Annotated in this window: 29 protein-coding genes; 3 read left to right on the top strand and 26 right to left on the bottom strand. The window is 33.4% G+C overall.

Features of this window, described 5'->3' with window-relative positions:
- Positions 1–38: 38 nt before the first annotated feature.
- The 15 genes from P6936_RS06895 to P6936_RS06965 form a co-directional block, all read right to left on the bottom strand.
- Positions 39–485: a hypothetical protein gene (locus tag P6936_RS06895; protein WP_276881221.1), complete on the bottom strand. Its 447-nt coding sequence runs from the start codon at positions 483–485 to the stop codon at positions 39–41.
- On the bottom strand, positions 482–688 hold the full coding sequence (locus P6936_RS06900) for a helix-turn-helix transcriptional regulator (protein WP_060929091.1): 207 nt from the start codon (positions 686–688) through the stop codon (positions 482–484). Before P6936_RS06900 ends, P6936_RS06895 begins: the two co-directional genes overlap by 4 nt.
- A gap of 192 nt (positions 689–880) precedes the next feature.
- Positions 881–1,621 carry an alpha/beta fold hydrolase gene (locus tag P6936_RS06905; protein ID WP_276881222.1) on the bottom strand — a complete coding sequence of 247 codons (741 nt, stop codon included), beginning with the start codon at positions 1,619–1,621 and terminating at the stop codon, positions 881–883.
- Between the two features lie 24 nt (positions 1,622–1,645).
- A complete protein-coding gene (locus tag P6936_RS06910; protein WP_276862375.1) occupies positions 1,646–2,125 on the bottom strand; it encodes an ABC transporter permease in 480 nt (159 codons plus the stop codon).
- A gap of 457 nt (positions 2,126–2,582) precedes the next feature.
- Positions 2,583–3,044: an IS200/IS605 family transposase gene (gene tnpA, locus P6936_RS06915; RefSeq protein ID WP_276862378.1), complete on the bottom strand. Its 462-nt coding sequence runs from the start codon at positions 3,042–3,044 to the stop codon at positions 2,583–2,585.
- A gap of 275 nt (positions 3,045–3,319) precedes the next feature.
- Positions 3,320–5,041 carry an urease subunit alpha gene (gene ureC, locus P6936_RS06920; RefSeq protein ID WP_004837807.1) on the bottom strand — a complete coding sequence of 574 codons (1,722 nt, stop codon included), beginning with the start codon at positions 5,039–5,041 and terminating at the stop codon, positions 3,320–3,322.
- On the bottom strand, positions 5,042–5,425 hold the full coding sequence (ureB, locus tag P6936_RS06925) for an urease subunit beta (RefSeq protein ID WP_004837806.1): 384 nt from the start codon (positions 5,423–5,425) through the stop codon (positions 5,042–5,044).
- 9 nt (positions 5,426–5,434) lie between these two features.
- On the bottom strand, positions 5,435–5,737 hold the full coding sequence (locus P6936_RS06930; RefSeq protein WP_276881223.1) for an urease subunit gamma: 303 nt from the start codon (positions 5,735–5,737) through the stop codon (positions 5,435–5,437).
- Positions 5,728–6,543, bottom strand: coding sequence for an urease accessory protein UreD (locus tag P6936_RS06935; protein ID WP_276862379.1), 816 nt, complete (start codon positions 6,541–6,543; stop codon positions 5,728–5,730). Before P6936_RS06935 ends, P6936_RS06930 begins: the two co-directional genes overlap by 10 nt.
- A complete protein-coding gene (gene ureG / locus P6936_RS06940) occupies positions 6,543–7,154 on the bottom strand; it encodes an urease accessory protein UreG (protein ID WP_276881224.1) in 612 nt (203 codons plus the stop codon). The genes P6936_RS06935 and ureG overlap by 1 nt, the downstream gene beginning before the upstream one ends.
- Positions 7,155–7,162: 8 nt before the next feature.
- Entirely contained in the window at positions 7,163–7,867 is a 705-nt protein-coding gene (locus P6936_RS06945) for an urease accessory protein UreF (RefSeq protein ID WP_276881225.1), read from the bottom strand.
- The gene (locus P6936_RS06950) at positions 7,860–8,423 is read right to left on the bottom strand and encodes an urease accessory protein UreE (RefSeq protein WP_276881226.1); all 564 of its coding nucleotides are present in this window, start codon (positions 8,421–8,423) and stop codon (positions 7,860–7,862) included. Before P6936_RS06950 ends, P6936_RS06945 begins: the two co-directional genes overlap by 8 nt.
- Positions 8,424–8,574: 151 nt before the next feature.
- Entirely contained in the window at positions 8,575–8,922 is a 348-nt protein-coding gene (locus P6936_RS06955) for a DUF3784 domain-containing protein (protein ID WP_276881227.1), read from the bottom strand.
- A gap of 24 nt (positions 8,923–8,946) precedes the next feature.
- Positions 8,947–10,239, bottom strand: a complete 1,293-nt coding sequence (locus P6936_RS06960; RefSeq protein WP_004837800.1) for a sensor histidine kinase — start codon at positions 10,237–10,239, stop codon at positions 8,947–8,949.
- A gap of 1 nt (position 10,240) precedes the next feature.
- Entirely contained in the window at positions 10,241–10,936 is a 696-nt protein-coding gene (locus P6936_RS06965; RefSeq protein ID WP_040349731.1) for a response regulator transcription factor, read from the bottom strand.
- A 127-nt stretch (positions 10,937–11,063) separates the two neighbouring features.
- Here P6936_RS06965 and P6936_RS06970 point away from each other — a divergent pair, with 127 nt between their 5' ends.
- From P6936_RS06970 to P6936_RS06980, 3 genes are read left to right on the top strand one after another with little or no spacing between them, the layout of a single operon-like run.
- Entirely contained in the window at positions 11,064–11,957 is an 894-nt protein-coding gene (locus P6936_RS06970) for an ABC transporter ATP-binding protein (protein WP_040349730.1), read from the top strand.
- Between the two features lies 1 nt (position 11,958).
- On the top strand, positions 11,959–12,711 hold the full coding sequence (locus tag P6936_RS06975) for a hypothetical protein (RefSeq protein ID WP_276881228.1): 753 nt from the start codon (positions 11,959–11,961) through the stop codon (positions 12,709–12,711).
- Between the two features lie 8 nt (positions 12,712–12,719).
- Entirely contained in the window at positions 12,720–13,424 is a 705-nt protein-coding gene (locus tag P6936_RS06980) for an ABC transporter permease (protein ID WP_004837796.1), read from the top strand.
- An 86-nt stretch (positions 13,425–13,510) separates the two neighbouring features.
- On the opposite strand, the gene P6936_RS06985 is transcribed toward P6936_RS06980, so the two are convergent.
- From P6936_RS06985 to P6936_RS07035, 11 genes are all read right to left on the bottom strand, one after another.
- A complete protein-coding gene (locus P6936_RS06985) occupies positions 13,511–13,915 on the bottom strand; it encodes a GNAT family N-acetyltransferase (protein WP_040349735.1) in 405 nt (134 codons plus the stop codon).
- Positions 13,916–14,205: 290 nt separating this feature from the next.
- Entirely contained in the window at positions 14,206–14,643 is a 438-nt protein-coding gene (locus P6936_RS06990) for a GNAT family N-acetyltransferase (protein WP_276881229.1), read from the bottom strand.
- 150 nt (positions 14,644–14,793) lie between these two features.
- The gene (locus P6936_RS06995; RefSeq protein WP_004837792.1) at positions 14,794–15,051 is read right to left on the bottom strand and encodes a DUF4177 domain-containing protein; all 258 of its coding nucleotides are present in this window, start codon (positions 15,049–15,051) and stop codon (positions 14,794–14,796) included.
- A 452-nt stretch (positions 15,052–15,503) separates the two neighbouring features.
- On the bottom strand, positions 15,504–16,124 hold the full coding sequence (locus P6936_RS07000; protein ID WP_276881230.1) for a class I SAM-dependent methyltransferase: 621 nt from the start codon (positions 16,122–16,124) through the stop codon (positions 15,504–15,506).
- 38 nt (positions 16,125–16,162) lie between these two features.
- On the bottom strand, positions 16,163–16,699 hold the full coding sequence (locus P6936_RS07005; RefSeq protein ID WP_276881231.1) for a histidine phosphatase family protein: 537 nt from the start codon (positions 16,697–16,699) through the stop codon (positions 16,163–16,165).
- Positions 16,700–17,010: 311 nt separating this feature from the next.
- A complete protein-coding gene (locus P6936_RS07010; protein ID WP_276881232.1) occupies positions 17,011–18,036 on the bottom strand; it encodes an alpha/beta fold hydrolase in 1,026 nt (341 codons plus the stop codon).
- A 315-nt stretch (positions 18,037–18,351) separates the two neighbouring features.
- Positions 18,352–18,519, bottom strand: coding sequence for a hypothetical protein (locus P6936_RS07015; protein WP_276881233.1), 168 nt, complete (start codon positions 18,517–18,519; stop codon positions 18,352–18,354).
- Between the two features lie 128 nt (positions 18,520–18,647).
- Positions 18,648–19,154, bottom strand: coding sequence for a hypothetical protein (locus P6936_RS07020; RefSeq protein WP_276881234.1), 507 nt, complete (start codon positions 19,152–19,154; stop codon positions 18,648–18,650).
- A gap of 10 nt (positions 19,155–19,164) precedes the next feature.
- Positions 19,165–19,266 (bottom strand): TMEM53 family protein, encoded by a 102-nt coding sequence (locus P6936_RS07025; protein ID WP_231723879.1) that lies wholly within the window; start codon positions 19,264–19,266, stop codon positions 19,165–19,167.
- Between the two features lie 152 nt (positions 19,267–19,418).
- The gene (locus P6936_RS07030) at positions 19,419–19,577 is read right to left on the bottom strand and encodes a hypothetical protein (protein ID WP_276881235.1); all 159 of its coding nucleotides are present in this window, start codon (positions 19,575–19,577) and stop codon (positions 19,419–19,421) included.
- Between the two features lie 202 nt (positions 19,578–19,779).
- On the bottom strand, positions 19,780–20,174 hold a 395-nt coding region (locus tag P6936_RS07035; RefSeq protein WP_276881236.1), incomplete at its 5' end, for an ATP-binding cassette domain-containing protein.

Consider the following 20,174-nt stretch of genomic DNA (forward strand, 5'->3'; position numbering starts at 1 on the left):
TTTTTATAAGTATCATAAAAGTCTACTCCCAAGAGGGGCTATATTTTCCTTCTCCAATACAATCTTATAGCTTTACTAACTAAAAGTTGAAAGACTCCTACACTTAGGAGGGTTACAAACACCGCCTTATTTATAAAGCCTGCTAGAATTGCAAATAGAAATATAGCAAGAGATAGGTTAGTTAGGATAGGATAGCCAGATTTAAGCCTTATAAGAATTTGCCTCTCGTCATTTTCCTCTATATACATTTTCCTTAACAAGCTATAATCATCTCTCGCCTTATTTATTTTTATAACTTTTCCAAAACAAAAAAGCTCCATACCAATAAGAAGTCCATATACAAAGCCAAAGATAAAATCATTATAGGCAAATTTATCTTTTAGAAAAGCTTCGCCAATAAATATAAAGATTATAGCAAGGCTTATGTAAAACTTATAGATTTTCTCCCTACTTTTTAATTCTTCACTATAAGTATCCAAATTCATCCTTCTACCTCCTCATCTAATACAAAGACATCTTCAATCTTTAAGCCAAAATACCTTGCTATTTTGTAGGCTAAAGGCAGGGAAGCTATGTACTTCTCTGTTTCGATAGAAGTGATAGTCTGCCTTGTTACTCCGACAATATCCGCAAGCTCAGCCTGAGATAACTTTCTTTTCTTTCTTAATTCAGCTATTCTCGTTTTCATACTAAGCTCCTTGAATAAAATGCAATGTACGCTTTACATTTATAGTATAGTCTACTTGTCTATTTTTGTCAAGTGAACTTGCTATTATCTTCAATTTTTATTTAACTTTAATAATTATCCTTAGCTAATATAAAAAAAGTCCTTCCTTTCTGACTTTATCCTTGCTAAAATCAAAAAAGGAAGGCTCTAGTCTTATTCTAAGAATTTCCTAAGCTTTTTTGAGTATTCATTAGGATGTTCATGGAGGAATTGACCATGACCTAGACCTTCGAAGACTTCACTTTGCATATCACTTATATACTTTTTTAAGTTCTCCTCGCTTTTTTTGGCAATAGGCTCTTCACTTCCCCTCCAAAACAAAACAGGCTTTGTAAAATTTTTCAAGGACTCGGAGATTTGGTAATGGTAGAGATATTTTAAAGCATTCCTTATAGTCCTCTTACTTATTTTATCATACATCATTTCTATGACGCTTCTGTTATCCTTACCCAGCATCCAATCTAGGAGAAACTTTGGTATAGGCTTAGCCTTTTTAATTCTTTCTGTCCCAATAATGAAGGCCCAAGTATAAGGAAGGGCCATAAGACCCAAGTCACTAGTAACTGCTCCATCCAATAAGACCTTCTCCACGCTAATATTCCCCCTACTTATAAGCTCTACTGCTATTGTCGCCCCCATGGAAAAACCACAAATACCATAAAGCCTTCCTCCCATCTCACTTATTATGTAAGCCTCTAATCTATCTATATTATCTTCAAGCGAAAGCATGTCATCATCTCTTGTCGGAGAGTGGCCATCGAGTTCAGAAAAAATCAAATAATAATCATTAAGATAAGGGATAAGCTGTCCAAAACATAGGTCATAGGTTGAACTAAGACCATGAATAAATAAAAGCGCCCTCTTATTTTTATCTCCATAACTAAGAAAATTCATATTTTTCTCCTAAAGTTCCCATCATTAAAACAAGGTCAAAAGATATCCGTCAACAAGGGCAACTAGAAAATACATAACTAAGGCTCTTAGGAAGGAAGCTAGATGTTTTTTAGGATCTTGGTAGAGGGTCTTGTCTGGGATTTTGGAAAATCTTATCCTTTTTGTATTTCTCCACCACAACAAATCAATTATAAGTAGGTCAAAGAGATTAAGACCCTCTCCCAAAATTAATAAACTTAGGAAATTATCAGTAAAGTATCTGCTTCGAAAGGTTAAAGCCAAGAGGTAAAATAAAAATGTAAAGAAAATGAAATTGCCCAAGAAAATGGCGAACTTTCCCCTTTCTTTATACTTACCCTGATATTCACCTATCCTACTAATAGCTTCTTGGACTTGATCTGGATAGGACATATAATTTTTCAAATTCTTCTCATCTGTACCCGTTCCCACAAAGCATAGGATAAAAAATACAGCACATAAAATAAACAATTCAAGTAAAATCATGAACAAACTCCAAAACTTTCATATCTTATACCTTTTCCCAATTCTTTCATAAGAAATCATTAAAGCAAAAGAGACATAACTAAATATCCTTAAATGTGTTATTTTTTCTAATTAGATTTTTGCTAAGAAGATTCCATTCTCTATCATTATGGAAGGGGATTCATCTTATCATCAAAAAAATATAAGAGCTTCACAAAATCCACCTTCCTTTTCTACTGATAACTATTATCACTTATATTATACAACATATAAAAATCTAAATCTATTTAATTTTATTTACCTCTCCAATCATAAGCCCTAGTTCGATATCTTCTAGTGATCAAAACTACCAGCTTAGCTGGTAGTTTGCACAGCGCCTATAATGCGCGAATACCGGCACGCCCCTATTGGGGCTTCGAGTATTCCTTCACATGCACCACTATCCCAACTACTGCTTAAGCAGTTTTTTTATTTGTTTTTATTTGACTTCCTCTCCAGTAAACGGGTTATAGTATTCCTTTATACTTATTTGGTCAGTGTAATAGTCTTCTTTTAATTGATTTTGTATATATTCTTTTATTTTCTTTTCATTTCTTCCCACTGTATCTACATAATATCCCCTACACCAAAAATGTCTGTTTCCATATTTATATTTTAGGTTGGCATGTCTATCAAATATTATTAGTGAACTTTTCCCTTTTAAATATCCCATTATTTGTGATACAGAATATTTTGGCGGTATTTCTACCAGCATGTGTACATGATCTGGACATAGCTCTGCTTCTATTATGTTTATTCCTTTTCTTGAGCATAATTCTCTGAGTATGCTCCCTATGTCTTTTCTTAGTTGTCTGTATATTGCTTGTCTTCTATATTTTGGTGCAAAAACTATATGATATTTGCATCTCCAGCTTGTATGCGATAAAGTGTTTTTATCCATGATTACCTCCTTATTTAATTGTGCATGTGACTATCACAATTATACTTTAAGGAGGTTTTCTTGGTGCTTGAAGCTAAAGCTAAATCCCTCCACCTGCATAGCAGGTGGTTTTTTGTTTCGCTCTCTTTCGTTCGCTCAACTCACTTAAGTGTACAAAAAAATCAGGGATAGAAATTTCTATCCCTAAATAAGAATTTGGTTGATTTTTATTTACCAACACGATTTGACAAAGATCCAAAGGATTTTGGGGTTCTTGTTAAGATATTGTATTTATTTTAAAATAGATTATATAATTGACCTAGGGCGACTTTGTCTACTGGGTCACATGTTATTTTCTTTCCTTCAATTGTTACTTCGTAAGTTTCTGGGTCCACCTTGATATTTGGTGTTTCTGAGTTTAGTTTCATGTCTTTTTTGCCGATGTTTCTGCAATTATGAACTGGTAACACCATTCTTTTTAGGTCTAGTTTTTCTTTTATGCCTGCTTCATAGGCTGCTTTTGAAACAAAGGTCATGCAAGAGTTTCCGATTCCTCCGCCAATGGCTGCATACATTCTTCTATATATAACAGGTTGTGGTGTTGGTATGGATGCATTAGGATCTCCTGATGGTGCCATTATTATTAGACCATTTTTTAGGATTTGTTTTGGACGAACTCCAAAGAATTTTGGCTCCCAAAGGACTAGGTCTGCACGTTTACCGACTTCGATTGAACCAATATATTCAGATACTCCGTGGGCTATGGCTGGATTTATAGTGTATTTGGCTACATATCTTTTGGCCCTATAGTTATCGTTATTATTTCCTTCATCTTCTTTGAGAGCTCCACGTTGGTCCTTCATCTTTGAGGCTGTTTGCCATGTTCTCATGACAACTTCGCCTATCCTACCCATGGCTTGAGAGTCTGAAGACATTATTGAGAATACTCCCATGTCTTGGAGGACGTCTTCTGCAGCTATTGTTTCTGGTCTAATCCTTGAGTCGGCAAAGGCTACGTCTTCTTCTATGGTTTTGTCGAGATTGTGGCAAACCATAACCATGTCCAAGTGCTCATCAGATGTGTTTATGGTAAAAGGCATAGTTGGATTTGTTGATGCTGGAAAGACATTGTTAAAGCCTGCTGCAACTATTTGATCTGGTGCATGTCCTCCTCCTGCTCCTTCAGTATGGAAGAAATGTATAGCCCTTCCGCCTATCGCATCTAGGGTATCTTCGATTGTACCGCCTTCGTTAAGGGTGTCGGTGTGGATTGCAACTGCTATATCGCACTCATCGGCAACTTCAAGGCTGGCATTTATAACAGCTCTTGTTGCTCCCCAGTCTTCGTGAATTTTTAGACCACAAGCTCCTGCTTTTATTTGTTCATAAAGGGGCTCTTTGCTTGAGCAGTTACCCTTACCTAAAAGTCCTACATTTACTGGATATCCTTCGACTGATTTTAGCATAGCTTCTAGATGGTTAGGGCCAGGAGTACAGGTTGTAGCATTTGTTCCATCAGCAGGGCCTGTTCCACCACCTATTAGGGTAGTAGTTCCTCCTGCGAGGGCAGTGTTTGCTTGATCGGCTGATATAAAATGAACGTGAGTGTCAATTGCTCCAGCGGTTACGATTTTATTTTCACCTGAGATTATTTCAGTGCTTGCCCCTATTACAAGACCGGGATTTACATTATCATTCATATCTGGGTTTCCAGATTTACCTATTCCTGTAATAATACCATCTCTAATGCCTATATCTGCCTTGTAGATGCCAGTATAGTCTAGGATAATTGCATTTGTAATTACTGTATCGCAAGTTCCTGAGGCATAGCTTGCAGTTGAAGATTGATTCATTCCATCTCTTACAGTCTTACCACCACCAAAGATTGATTCATCTCCATAAATTGCATAATCTTTTTCTATTTCTATTATAATATTTGTATCAGCTAGTCTGACTTTATCGCCTGTTGTTGGCCCATACATAGAGCCGTATTTTTCTCTTGAGATTTTAAATGACATCTATTCCTCCCCATCACTATTGATATTAGCATAGCCTTTTTGAATTAGGTTTTTCATGGCTTCATCTTTTTTGATATCATGGGTTATACCATTTGTAAGTCCATTAAAGCCTATAACCCTTCCATTTCCGCCGATATCAATTAATCTTACCCTATGGGTTTGACCTGGTTCAAATCTAATGGCATTTCCTGCAGGAATATCTAGTTTTTTGCCAAAGGCCTTTTTACGATCGAATTTCAAATATCTATTTACTTCAAAAAAATGAAAATGAGAACCGATTTGTACAGCCCTATCGCCAGTATTTGTTACTTCTAGTTCTATAGCTTCGAAATCTTCATTTAAAATCAAATCTTCATCCTTATAAAAAATTTCACCTGGAATCATTTTTGCCTCCTATACGATTGGTTGATGAACTGTTACAAGCTTGGTTCCATCAGGAAATGTGGCTTCGATTTGTACATCCTTAATCATTTCAGGGACCCCTTCCATGACATCATCTCTTGTTAGAATCTTCCTGCCTTCTTGCATCAAATCTGAAACAGTCTTGCCATCACGAGCCATTTCATAAAGCTCGACACTGATTAGAGCGACTGCTTCAGGATAGTTTAATTTAAGTCCACGTTCTTTACGCTTTCTGGCAACTTCTCCAGCTGTAAATATCATCAAGCGTTCAATATCTTTTGGTACTAAATGCATATCCTTCCCCCTTTTTCAATCAAATAATCTATAATTTCTTTTTCACATTCTATTAGATCCTGGCCCATCTTGCCCAAAATCCTGATTTGAATATCATTTCTAAAACTTAAACTTGCCCCACCTTTTAGGCCTCTTTTTTGGCTATGCTTATCAATTATATTGCGGATTTCACCAATGTTATCTTCATTGGCGAAATTTATAGCAACCATAGACAAAAAGTGGTCATAGCCTTCCATAAGTCCAAGTTCATTTATCTCTTGTTCTCTTGGTCTTATGAGGTTTTTTTCGGTGTAGATAAGTTTTTCATCTAGCTTTATATCTAGATTAGTCTTGTAGCTTTTAAATTCAAAGCTTTCTCCCCTGCCAACTCTACCAGCTACAAAAGAGTTAGAAAAGATGAGCCTGGCATCTTTTTCTAAATCCACCTTGATCTCCTCCCTAAAGTCAGAATCCCTGTATAGAATCATGGGTAAAAGTTTAAAGATAAAATCAGATTTTTCTTCTCCTCGAATTTCGACCCTACGACTTGCGAAAGAATCCTCACTCATCTTGTAGACTTTTTCGTATGATTGAGAAGAAAGCAAGACCTTGCTATTTTTTTTTGCATAAAATCTTTCTTCTTGCCTATCGCCTTCCAGGATACCTGGGCTTGAGCTCATAATCATAGCCTTGGTAAAGTCACCGTATTTGAAGGTGTGCATAACTAAGAATGGTGGAGAATTGTAAATATCTTTTAGGATTGTTGTATCATCCTTATTTTCAAACTCTAGATATAATCTGCTAGCTCTTGCGTATGTTTTTTTCATTATCTTAAATCTTCTAATAAGACTTGCTTTCTTATCCAGTCATAGACATCATTAAGACCATCGCCATTTTTGATATTAGTAAAGATAAATGGACGATCTCCTCTTTGGGCTAGGGTATCCTTTCTCATAGCCTCAAGGTCAACTCCAACATAAGGAGCTAAATCTTTTTTGTTTATGATTAGAAGGTCTGATCTTAAAATTCCTGGGCCTCCCTTTCTTGGTATGTCCCCACCTGCGGCTACATCTATTACAAAGATGGTAGCATCTGCAAGGTCAGGACTAAAGGTTGCTGATAGGTTGTCTCCACCACTTTCGATAAAGATTATTTCTATATCCTTAAAGTTTCTGACTAAATCCTCACAGGCTTCAAGGTTCATAGAAACATCATCTCTTATGGCTGTATGAGGACATCCGCCAGTTTCTACTCCTCTTATCCTATCTCTTTCAAGAATCCCCTGATCTTTTAGGTAGTTTGCGTCTTCTTGTGTATATATATCATTAGTAACAACAGCAACCTTATAATCTTTTTTGAATTCTTCTACTAGTTTTTCTATCAAATGTGTCTTGCCGCAACCAACAGGGCCTGCGACACCAATTTTTACGTAATCCATAAGCCTCCCTAAGACATATAAAGTCTTGAATATAATACTTCATGTTGCATTGAAGCAACTTCTACACCTGGATATGAAGTAAAATAATACTCCTCATCCAATTTATCTATCTTTGTAACTAAATCTATTATCAAGTCATAGATTTCATATAAGATTTTCTGCCCATCAAACTGGCTGATAGGTACGGTCTTAACCGCTGTGATCACTAGATTCTGTGCCATATTAAAGGCAAAACTCAAAAGAGATGCGGTCAAATCAATATCAAGACTTGCTGTAATTAGAGCATAGGCGACTGCGTGATGGATGATAATGTCATTTTTCTTATGATAATCTAGGTAGTCATAGTATTGTTCTGGCATAGCTATGTCCATCTTATGAACTGTCGATATAAGTCTTGAGCCTAACTTCTCTGAAGCTTCCCTTAACTCTTTTTGGCTTTTTTGAGCCTGTAATCTTATATTTAGATCTAAAAGCTCATCTTTTTTTCCTTCTATAAAATAATTGTAAGCTAGATATACAGCTAAAAGATCATTATAATAGAAGCTAGTTTTTAGATAGTTTATTAAATATTTTTTTGTATCTTTGGAATCCTTAATCAAATTCTTTAGGATATAGCTTTCTAGGCCATAAGAATGAGAATAAGAACCTATAGGAAATTGACTATCATTTAATTGAAGGAGGATGAGCTCTTCTTCATATTTTTTTCTATTCATGGTGGTGATGGTGGTGATCATGATTGTGGTCGTGATGGTGGTCATGATCGTGATCATGGTCGTGGCTATGATGATCAACTACTTGACCTTGAGGTAGAATTGCCATCAAGTTGTTTTTTGCCAATAACTTAGCCATAACCTTATCCATCCTTATACCAACTACAGTCTTTAGCATATCTTCTAGGGTCTTCTCGTATGGTGTAATTAGAGATTTGCCATCTTCTGACCAGTACAATTTTGCATGACGATTGCCGATAATATAGGCTAAGTTTACAAAGCTCTTAGCATCATCCATAGAAATCTTTAAGCATTCGACCTCTTCTATATTGATAGCATAGACTACATTATTTTCTCTATAAATTATATCTCCATGCTTTAGACCTCTTTGCCTATCCTCCTCAGAAAGCTTTAGACCCAAGTCCAAACCCTCATATTCAAATCTTTGAATTTTCTTGTGGGCATGGTCGTAAGGCATATTAAGCCAGTTGATTTGTAAATTTTCTTCATTTATATCAAAAACATTTCCAATAATTTTTTCTATTATCAATTTATTCACCCCTTTTTTACAAACTTTATAGTACCCTTAAAACAAAAATAAGCAATGACTTTGCATTATTTAAAGTATGATTTTTCTTTATTCTCTTTTTTAAGATAAGCTTGACAAAATTTCCAGACAAAAACCTCATATGGTATAAACCCATATACGGTTAATTTCTCATAGAATAATTAACAAGAATAATCCCCAAAATAGTAATTATGGCAAAGATGCCCCAGGCATTCATGATGATTTTATCGAAAAGCTCGATATCACTTACAAAAAAACTAGATAAAAAAGCAAAAACTAAAGGCAGACACATTATTAAAATCATGACTTTGACTTTTTTTAAATATCCTCTTTTAATCAAATCTTCCTTTTTTTCTTCATCCATAAGATTAAAACCTGCTATAATATTTCCCTTAGTCTTTTCGACCAAAAAGAAAATTATCAAACACAAAATTACAGGTATCAATAAGAAAACTTTAAGCTTAATATCTCCCGGATCTGCTAAATGCATGGCCTTTCTCCTCCTATCTATATTTTAATTAAACTCAAAAACAAATTTCACTTCAAGGCCGGGATTCTTATTTTTTATAGTAAAACTTCCTCCATGAACTTCTGCTATTTGCTTGGAGATAAATATTCCTAAACCATGTTTGGTAATATTTGTTAAGTCCTCTCCATAGACTTTACTTATGATATTTTCAGATATTCCCTCCCCCTCATCTAGGATTCTTATGATTAAATTATTGGCCGATTCAGATATAGCTAAGGTGATTTTCCCATCTGTATATGCAAGGGAGTTTTTTAGGATATTTTCTAGCATCCTTAAAAATAAATTAGAATCCATCTTGATCCTTGGATTTTGTTTTTCTAGCTTGTTTTCAAATATAATTTGTCTTTTTGGATTTTCATTTAGTTTGTCCACTATAAGTTTTCGGATGAGCTTTATGGGATTTTCTTCCTTGAAAGTTTCCGTATCTATCTTAGTCAAAGACAGGGTTAGATTAAGACCTTCTAGGATATTTGAAATCTTTTGAACTTGGTCTTGGATTTTTCCCCTATCCATATCTTCTATATTTTCCTTGCTAAGCTCCCAGGAGATTTTGGCAAGGGGAGTTCTTACATCATGACTTAGGCCTCTTATCCATTTGTCCTGGCCTTCTTTTAGATCCTTGTACTTTTCATTTGCCTTGTTAATGGATAGAGCCAAATCCTTTAGCTCTCCATCCTCATCTAAGCTTTCATAGTCATCTTCATATAGCTTATCTATCGCTTTTTGCAATGGTAGGATATTTTTTAAGATATTTTTGATGTCAATCCTATAAAATACATAGACAAAGAGTAAAAATAGTATTAAAAAAATGACAATTAACCGTAAATTAAAAATAAGGTCCTGGTAGTTATAATAATTAAAGGGTAACTTATCCAGTGAATTTTTTGGATAGGCAAATACAAGTAGGCCATCTCCTAAAATATAGGTAAAAGCAGGGTAGTCGGCTAAGTAATACCTGGTAAAGCTGGCTACATCTGTAAGGTCGAACTTATCCTTAACTTGCCTTGGTTTATTAAAAGATTCGATTACTTTGCCATTCTTATCTAGCCTAAGCGCCCAAATATCATTTTCTTTTAAAAAGTCCTTGTTTTTTTCGTTTAGGTAGGAGTCGGTTTTATTGTTTTCTACATAGGTATAAAGGTCATTAGGATTTGGATATTTATCTCCCAACTTGTAGTTTAGGTAGAGAAAGACCATTAATAAAAATATTAGAAAAAACAAAAGGGCAAGGATTCTTATTACGATTTTTTTAAATCTTTTTATTATATAATTAAACATCTCAGTCTTCTTTCACAAGTTTATAGCCCAGACCCTTGATGGTTATTAAGATTTTAGGTTCTCTTGGATTGTCTTCTAGTTTTTCACGAATCCTGTAGATGTGAGTGATTAATGTATTTTCATAACCATAGGAATCTTCCCAAATATTTTCCAAAATACGGTCAATTGAGACAATCATATTCATATTATCAGCCAAATAGGATAGGATTTTAAATTGGGTGGCAGTTAGGGGAATCTCTTCACCATTTTTGATAAGGATACCCTTAGCCTTATCGAAGATCACCTTGCCTAAGGATATTTTCTCCTCGTTTTTTATTTTTTTACTGCGTCTTAAAACTGCATCTATTCTCCAAAGGAGTTCATCTGGAAAAAAGGGCTTTACTAAGTAATCATCAGCCTTATTTTCGAAGCCCTCCTTCCTGTCATCTATGCCATCAAGGGCAGAGAGGATTATTACAGCAAGATCAGATGTCTTTCTAACTTCCTTTAGCAAGTCAAAACCACTCCCATCTGGAAGCATTAGGTCTAAAACTATTAGGTCAATTTTAAAGTTCTCTAATTTGAAGTTCGCTTCCTTCAAATTTTTGGCTGTATAAACTTTCTTAAATCCCTTATTTTTTAAAAATTCATATAGATTTTCTAGTAGGCTTTTCTCATCATCTACTACTAGAATAGAAAAATCTCTTCTTATGTCCATCTTATCCCCCTTATCAAGCTTATTATACACCACTTACTTAATAAGTTACCTTTTGTGATGTAAAAGTGAGCTTAGGTAGACTTTATCGTTATCTTAGCCTGGTATCCTATTTTCAGGAGGAATGATTATGAAAAAAATCTTAGAAATAAAAAATTTACAAAAATCCTATAACAAGAAGAAAGTCCTAGATATTGACTATCTAGAAATCGAACAAGGCTCAATCTACGGCCTTATAGGCAAAAATGGAGCAGGAAAGTCTACACTTATGAAACTTATACTTGGTCTTGTAAAAAAAGACGGAGGAGAAATTAGAGTTTTTGGCGAGGAAGTAAGTCCTAAAAACCAAAAAGATCTCAATAAAAATCTCGGTGCCCTAATTGAAAATCCATCTTTTTACGACCACTTAAGTGGCTATGAAAACCTTGAAATAATTTGTAGCCTTAAGGGCATAAATAAGGCAGAAATTTCAAAAACACTTGACCTTGTTGGCCTTCATAATGTGGGCAAGAAAAAGGCTAGGGATTATTCACTTGGGATGAAGCAAAGACTTGGTATTGCCATCGCTCTTATCGGAAATCCTAAACTTTTGATTTTAGACGAACCAATAAATGGTCTTGACCCTCAGGGAATCGAAGAGATGAGAAATTTATTTAAAAATATTGTGAAAAATACTTCTACAAGCATCTTAATTTCTTCCCATATCCTTGATGAAATGGAAAAAATTTCAACCCACATCGGTATCCTCAAAGAAGGAAAATTAACCTACAACGGAAGCTTGGAAGACTATAGGAAACTCCATCCACCATTTATTTCAATCCAAACATCTGACAACAAAAAGGCCATCGCTCTTTTAGACTATGACCAAGCAAGGTTTAAGGGAAAAAAGATTGTTTTAGGCAAGATTTCAAACAAGGAAATATCAGAAATTGTAAATTTCCTATATGGAAAGGTTGATATATACAGGATTGAAGAAGAAAAAGAAAGCCTAGAAAAACTTTTTATCGAAGAAAGCAGGTCTTAATATGGCAAATTTAGAAAGAAAAAAATACAAAAGACTGGGGATAAATTTCTTAATCCTAATAGTATTTTTCGCTCAAATGCTAATGGTAGCAGGGTTCAGCCTTTCAAAATCATTTGCGGAGGGAAATTATCCCCTAGCCGACATTTTAGACACCTATTTATTTATTTCCTTATTGATAAATCCAATTTTAATCTCATCTTTGGTTAAAAAAGTGATTGAAATCGAGGAAAAAAACAAGATGTGGCAGTTGCAAGTAAGTCTTGGAGAAAAAGTAAATTCTATACTCATAAATAAATTTAAAAACCTATCCCTAAAGCTAGTCTTATTGCAAATAGTAGAAGCTATTGTTTTTCTCCTACTTGCAAAAAAGTCAGCTAATTTTAATATGGATACTGACATGATCTTGAGATTTGGTCTGGTAAACCTATCTGCAATATTAACAAATTTGTTTTTTATGGGTCTATTTATGATTATAGAAATGAAGGCAAAAAGAGTCTACACCCTATCATTTATTTCGATAGTAGGTGGACTTACTGGAATAATAACTATGCTTACATCAGAATTTCTATGCTTTGTTAATCCCTTTGGATGGATGGCTAGTTTACTAAATATATCTTATGTCAAAGAAGGTGATAAGTTTGTTCAAGTATTAAATCCTATAAATTTCTATACTGGAATAATCGCCCTCATACTCTTAATGTTAACTATAATCTATATAAAAGAGATGAAAACTTACAACTTGTACAAGGACTAGGAGGATGTATGTTAAAATTAGAATTTAAAAAAATAAAAATTATAAATATTTTGCTAGTAAGTCTAATTATCCCCTTGCTAGCCAATGCCTTTGGCCTAATAAACTTTATGGGCAATAGGGAAACTTTAACAAACGAATGGCAAAGTCTGTGGACTCAGGTAAGTTTATTTTACTTCTCCTTTTTCTATATCCCCCTTATAGCTATTATAATAGCAAGTCTTTGGGCACCAGAGCACAAGGCAGGTCTTAAATTTATTAGGCTAAGTCCAAGAAAAAACATTGACTTCATAATAGCTAAGCTAATTGTAGCCTTTATAATAATTAGCCTTTGCCAAATATATTTCTTGGCCCTCTTTTACCTAGGAGGAAAATTTATAGGAGGCTTTTCAAGCATAGACTTTACAATATATTTTTATTATATAGGTCTAAGCATCCTCCTATCCCTTCCTATAATTGCAATCTTCGAAGCCCTTGCTATAAGGCTTAAATCCTTTGGAATCATAGTTCTCCTATCAAGTATATTTACGATAATAGGATTTGCTTCAGCCTATCAGTCCCTAAAAATAATAGGCCTTAGCTTTCTTGCAATAGAAGCTAACAACTTCCGATTCATAAGCCCACAAAACCTACTAGAACTAATAGTCTTCGCCCTAGGAGAAGTCCTAATCTTCCTCTACCTAGCAAATAAGTTTTTGAAGTACGAAAGTAAGTAAAAACAAAGGGGCAAAAGAGAATTAATAATAATCTCCTAGGCCCCTTGTTTTATTGATTTTTATTATTTAATCAAAACTTTCCCAAGCTATAATAATCTCATAAAACCGCAACATCCTATTTCTGAAAGTTCTCTAAAGCCTTGCGATTTATAAAAGGCTATGGTTTTAGGGTCGATGTCTGTTGCAAGTTCTATCTGTCTAACTTCAGGATACAAACTAAGCATAGCTTGAATTAGAGCCGTCCCTATACCCTTTTTTTGTTGTTCGGCTAAGACTAAAAGATCTTGTATGAAAACAATTGTAAATCCGTCACCAACTGCTCGTATTAGTCCTAATAGTTTCTCATCTTCATATGCTGCTAAGACCTTCAAGGAATTTTTAAAGCCCTGCTCTAAAGCATCCATATTCTCTGTATAAGCACTCCATCCAAGCTGTTCATAAAGATTATTTATTTCATCATATTTAAAATCTTTATATTCTTTAATATACACAATAATCACCAACCTTCCTTGTATAGCTAAATATATTAAAAATACGCAATTTTATAAATTTTTACCCAAAATTTCTCTAATCGGTATAACTATCTTTTCAAAAAATCTTTTTTTCTTTTTCTGCAGGCAGGCTTGTATGTCCTAACTATAATCATATCATTTTTATGTCTTTTTATAAATATACATTACTAAGTTCCTTAACTTTACCAATAACTCAACTCCTAATCTTAGGCTTAATAAATACACCTAACTTTTGTTAGGTGCATGTAAGTAAATCTTTAAGTATAATTTTAAAATTTATGGTAAAAACAAGCTGAGTCTGTCAAATCCCGAGCCCCTTGTTTTGTATAGAAACTATAGGCTGGAGTGTTTTTTAATGTTGTAAAGAAAGCACCACTTACGCCGATTTTTTTTAGTTCTTCTATGGTGTGAGTATATAGGCTAGTTGCTAGCCCTCTTCTCCTATATTTATCCAAAATGAAAAACTCATTGAGATAATAGGTGGTCTCCCTAGCATATTTTCTAATATTTCCGATTATAGCTCCTATTATTTTATCTCCATCAACTATAATATTGCCACAAAAATCAGGATAGGCCAGCAAAGTTACTAGGGATTCGCTAGCTGTTTTTTCTGTCCATGAATCATTCCAAGGTGGCGCATTATAGACTTCTACCATGATATCTGCAAGTTCTCTAATGTCTGAATGAGAAATCTTTCTTATTTTCAAATATACCCCCTGAAAAGCTTTTTATCCTAGAGTTTCTCGTATTTACATACATACTTATTACATCTCTTTTAAATTATTTCAAAGGCCAATTGCTAAAGAGCCTAAAGTAAAGACCTACTTCTATCGCTTGATAGATTCTTTAAAACAATTTTAATCAATTCTTTCGAAAACCATGGTCGCCTGAATCTTGTCTCCTCCAAGAAAACCTTTTGAACCAGAAGATGAAGTAGTAATAGTGTGTAATCTGTATCCTAAAGCTGCTTGTTCATTTATGGCAGCTTGAAGGTTAGTTAGACTTGCCGTTCCAGATCCTGTGCCTAAAAATTTCTCTGTAAGTACAACTTGAAGAACAACGTATTTATCTGCTCTTCCTCCATTAGCCTTTCCTGTTTTATCATCCCATCCCATAAAATCAACCTCCTTTATTTATTTTTCTCATTATAGCATAAATTCATAAGTTAAAAAAGCCTTCTTTTTGTGCAATATCTTCAGTAAATAAATTAAGAAATTTTAACCAAAGCTTTAACTCCATCAACTAAAACAAAAAAGAACCCATCTAAGGCGTAGATTAGCTGAGATACGCTATTAGAAATGCTAATCTTTTTGTCATCTTCAAAGTTTCCTTTATTGCCAAAGCAAATTTATTCCCTTTCATTTTATATCGACTATATACTAGATAGTAATTTTACCAAGATTGATAATCGTTATTATAAAAATAAATTAATAATTCCACATGCACTAATATGCCTACCGGCAAAGTGAGACTTTCCGTGGAGGTTCTTCTAATGATATTGAGACGATTTATTCATTTTGCAACAGCCCCTTGCTAAGTATTGTAATATTTTTTACAAGAAAAATTATCAAGACTTTTTTTGGGCAATCATCACCCCAATAGGTGCCAACCCTCCATAGGCCAAATTCATTTCAAGCACTGAAAAGCCTTGTTTTTCAACAAATTCTTTAAATGATTCTTGATTCCATTCTTCATACATCTTAAATCCAAAAATTGACATAATCTTTTTTAAAATATTTCTTTCTTTGCCTTCTTTCCATAGAAAAGTAGGAGCAAGCAAAATCCCCTTAGGCTTTAATACCCTATATATTTCTCTCATTGCCCTATCTGCTTTGGGCATAATATGAAGTGCGTTAGCAATTAAGACACAATTAAATTTTTCATTTGCAAAAGATAAGTTCCCTGCATCAGCCACTTCAAAGCTAAGATTATCGCCTCCCCCACGCTTTTTAGCTTCAATAATCATTTGCTCAGAAAAATCTGTCCCAATCCAACTCTTAGTCAAATCCGAAAGAGAAAAGGAAAATTGCCCTGAACCACAAGCAAGTTCGAGCACATCCATATCTTTATTCAAATAAGGACTAAGGTATTTACAAACTTCATCATAAAGTCCTTGATCCTTTTTCATAAAAGGTGCATATAGCTTAGCAAATCTATCCCAAAAATTTTTATCGGTTTTATCAGTCACTTGTATCACTCCTATAATATAAGTCATTAAAAAAACTTTTATACATCTAATTCTACGATCCCTGCATCTTTTATTTGAAAATGCGTTTCTTTATTTGTATAAGCTATTCCATTTTCCAAACACAATATTACATTAATTACTCCACCATGAGTAACCAATAGGACATTTCTCTTTCCGACTTGTTTTTTAAAATTATACCATGCACCCTTAATACGAAAAAAGAATTGTTCTGGACTTTCTCCCCCAGGCCATGTTTCCGTCCAGGCAAGTGTCCTCCAATATTTTCCAGGATATTTTTCAAAAGCTTCTGATTTTTCCATACCAGCTAATAATCCATTATTAACTTCACGAAATTGAGGCAAATATATGATATCCAAAGAAAGTGAATCAGCCACAATCTCAGCAGTTTCTTTTGCTCGCTTCAAATCACTAGAATATATACTAGTAATACCCTTGTCTGATAATTTATGCTTTGCCCAATGAAGCTCTAGTCTACCAGTTTCAGTTAAACCATATCCACTCCATCCACCAAAGCGATTATCAGGATCAGCACCATGTCTCATTAAATAAATCATTTAAAAACCTCATTCAACTTTTGATTAATGTCATTTAATTCTATTCATACCGTAAAGATGACCTATCCCCCTGTTGTGTCTTAACTATCAAATATTCGATAGATATTTTGAACACTAATTTCAACGGTATAGTAAGCGCTTATCTCATTTTTTACAATAATCAGTTTTTCTGTCCCATATTGATTAATATCACTATTTGATTTAACTATACCATCAGCCTATTTAAAGCGTATTGTAAAATAAAAAGAAGCAGATTAATTCCACTTCTTTTATACTATATTTTTTTCGTTTTTTAACTCCCAAGTAATTATCTATTTATGATTTTCATTTAAGAAAGCATCAATAGTTTTTCTTGATTCACTTCTTGCTTTTTCATTGCCTTCAATTTTTCCACCTGTTGCAACTCTAATTTTTCCTAGATTTAAAATACCATTGCCTGCAAATATATGCCCTGCTCCTTTATAAGAATAAATCTTTGCATTAGGGTTTTGTTCTTTTATTTTATTTGCCATGGCAAGGCTATCCCACATCAAATCATCTCCGCCTGCTATCATTAATATATTTGCCTTAATATTTTTGACTGGTATTAGTTTTTCTTGGCTTGAGGAGTCTTTTTCTATTGCGCTTTTATAAGTATCTTTAAAGCTAATAGGACTTTTAATAACAGCAGGACCGATAATATTTTTTAAAAATGAGTTAAATGATGATTTTTTTATATCTATATATGGAAGTTCCTTTCCTTTATATGTCCATGATGATCCATAATCTTTAAAATCTAGACCAGCAAAATTATAAGATGAAGGCGATATTAAAATCAGATTATCTATTTCAGGGTATTTGCTAGCCAAATTAAGTGCATATTCTGCCCCTTTTGACGCTGCCAAAATACTTATCGGTTTATTGTCTTTTATATTTTTATTTATATAATTTATAACATCTTCAAATTGTTCTAAGGGAATTTTTCTCAAAGTCTGTTCTTGATTTTTCATACCAAACATAAATAGGGCAAGGGTTTCATAGCCTTCTTCAGCTAATCTTTTAGCACTTTCAAAATTTGGGCTTCCTTCAGAACCTCCATAACAAATAACAAGTCCCTTATGTGATTTTTTCTTAGGTACAAATCTAAAGCCTTGCATTCTACCCTCATCTACATAAGTTACATAAACTCCATCAATATCTGTAGGATATAGACTTATATTAGTAACATCCTTATAATATTTGGGAAAATTTAAAGCATTGGTATCTTTATACTTATGGTCATTATATATTCTGCTAATAAAAACTAGAGCTAGTAAAATAATAAGAATTGAAAAGATTCTAAAAAATTTTTTCTTCATATATCCTCCCTTTAAAATAGTATGCTGATTGAACTATTTTTTTAAAAAATCTCTTTTCATCATTATATCATCACTAGTATTTTATTTCACTAACCAACAGTAATACTTTTATAAATCACGTCAAAACAATAACATTTAATTTTCCAGATATATATGTAATTATCTTTTGGTACAATTACTATCGAATGTATTACTTTTAGTTTATCTATTTCACCATTATCAAAACCCATTAGCATTAAACACTCGCTTCTATTAAGTAAAAAATGGGCTGTTGCAAAATTATGAATAATCATTGACCATCATTAGAAGGTTCTCTTAGGAAATTTTACCTCTCCTTACCGGTGGGCATATTAGTGCCTGCCGGCTGATTGAGGCTATTAGCCTGTCGGCAAGGTGAGACTTTCCACATGGGGTGTTATAGACATCTACTATTAACTTTGCTAATTCTTCTAGATCTGATTTTGATATTTTTCTAATTTCCAAATTAGTCTCATCGTAATTTTTTAATCAAATTAGTTTTACTAATTATCATATATCAGTTACATTTTTTGATAGTCTTTTTCTCATGCTTCATATGGGTAACAAATCAATCATATCTTTCAAATTTTATTTTATAATCCAAGTAATACCACTAGCCAAGCTTGGACTATGGATGCTATTGGAATTAGTAATAATGGCATCAAAATGAAATGTTCCTTTATAGCCAGATGTTTCATCCAATTTCCAAATTTGTAGTCCTCATGTCCTTCTGTGCCTGGTATGACTATCTTATCCTTGTACTTTCCTTGGAACAAAAGTACATCCAATAGAAGGAAATCTCCAAAGTTTAATATTGTCCACTGAATATAGCTCATCCAAAAAAGTTCCCTAAGCTCTCTTATTCCTGAATGTAAAAGTGAGGTAACTCCATATATCAAACAGATTCCTGAAATTATAATCGTAAGTATAAAATTTATTCTTTTTTCTTCTTTTGTCATCTTTTCTGGAGCCGAATTTTGTATTCCCTTTGGATATGAATCGAAGAAAAATCTCGGGTTAATCAGTACAAAAGCTGCCACCGCACCGTTAAAGATATCAGCCATTGCAATTCCATCTAAGATTACTCTTGTTATATCCATAATATCCTCCTCATTTATTTTCCAAAAATAATTTTAGTTTTTTAGCGTATTCTTTGGGATGTTCATGAAGAAATTGTCCGTGGCCCCTTCCTTCAAATACTTCTGTTTTCATTTGTGGAAGCTAGTCTCTTAATATTTTTTCACTTTTTTCAGGTATAGCTTCCTTACTTCCTCGTCAAAACAGTACTTAGTTTGAAAACTTACTTAAATTTTATGAAAGCTTGTAATGATAGATAAACTTGCAGGCAATTTAAATGGTATTTTTTAAATTTGAGGATAGGTCATTTCGATTACGCTTAGCTTATCCTTGCCCATAAGCCTATCTGATAAAAATTTAGGTAATGGCTTTTTATTTTTGATTCTAGCTGCAGCAATGATAAAAGCATAGGTAAATGGACTTGCCATCGTAATCATTAAGATCATAATATAAGGTCATATCTCCCAAAAACATCAAGAATGAACACAAAAACCAACTAATATACTCTTGTATAAAGTCACGGTTACACCTTCTTACGCTTAAATGATATCAACTATTAGTTTAATTATAGCATATAACATAAATCCTCTTAATTTTAAATTTATAGAGTAATTACCAGTTCTAAAAACTTGTTTTCCAGCCCTATTTTTATATTTCAAATATCTCATCGCTTACTTCATTCAAAAACTCAATATCATGGGAAACTATAAATATTATTTTATCCTTACTTCTATATTTTTTGATTAGCTCGGATATTTTTATCATATTTGAATAATCCATACCACTTGTAGGTTCGTCGAAATATACAAATAAAGAATCCTTACACATAAGAGACGCTATCGCAAGTCTTTGCTTTTGTCCTCCTGATAAACTCATTGGATGCCTTTCAATAAATTCGTTTAGGCCTAATTCTTTCAAAATAATTTTTGCCTTTTCTTCATCAAAATTTTTTACACCTAGACTAAGCTCTTTGAATACTTCATCAGTGAATAATTGATGATTTACGTCTTGCATAACAAGTGAAGAGTTTTTGAGTCTTTCTT

The sequence above is a fragment of the Anaerococcus tetradius genome, assembly GCF_947087635.1.
Lineage (GTDB): Bacteria > Bacillota > Clostridia > Tissierellales > Peptoniphilaceae > Anaerococcus > Anaerococcus tetradius.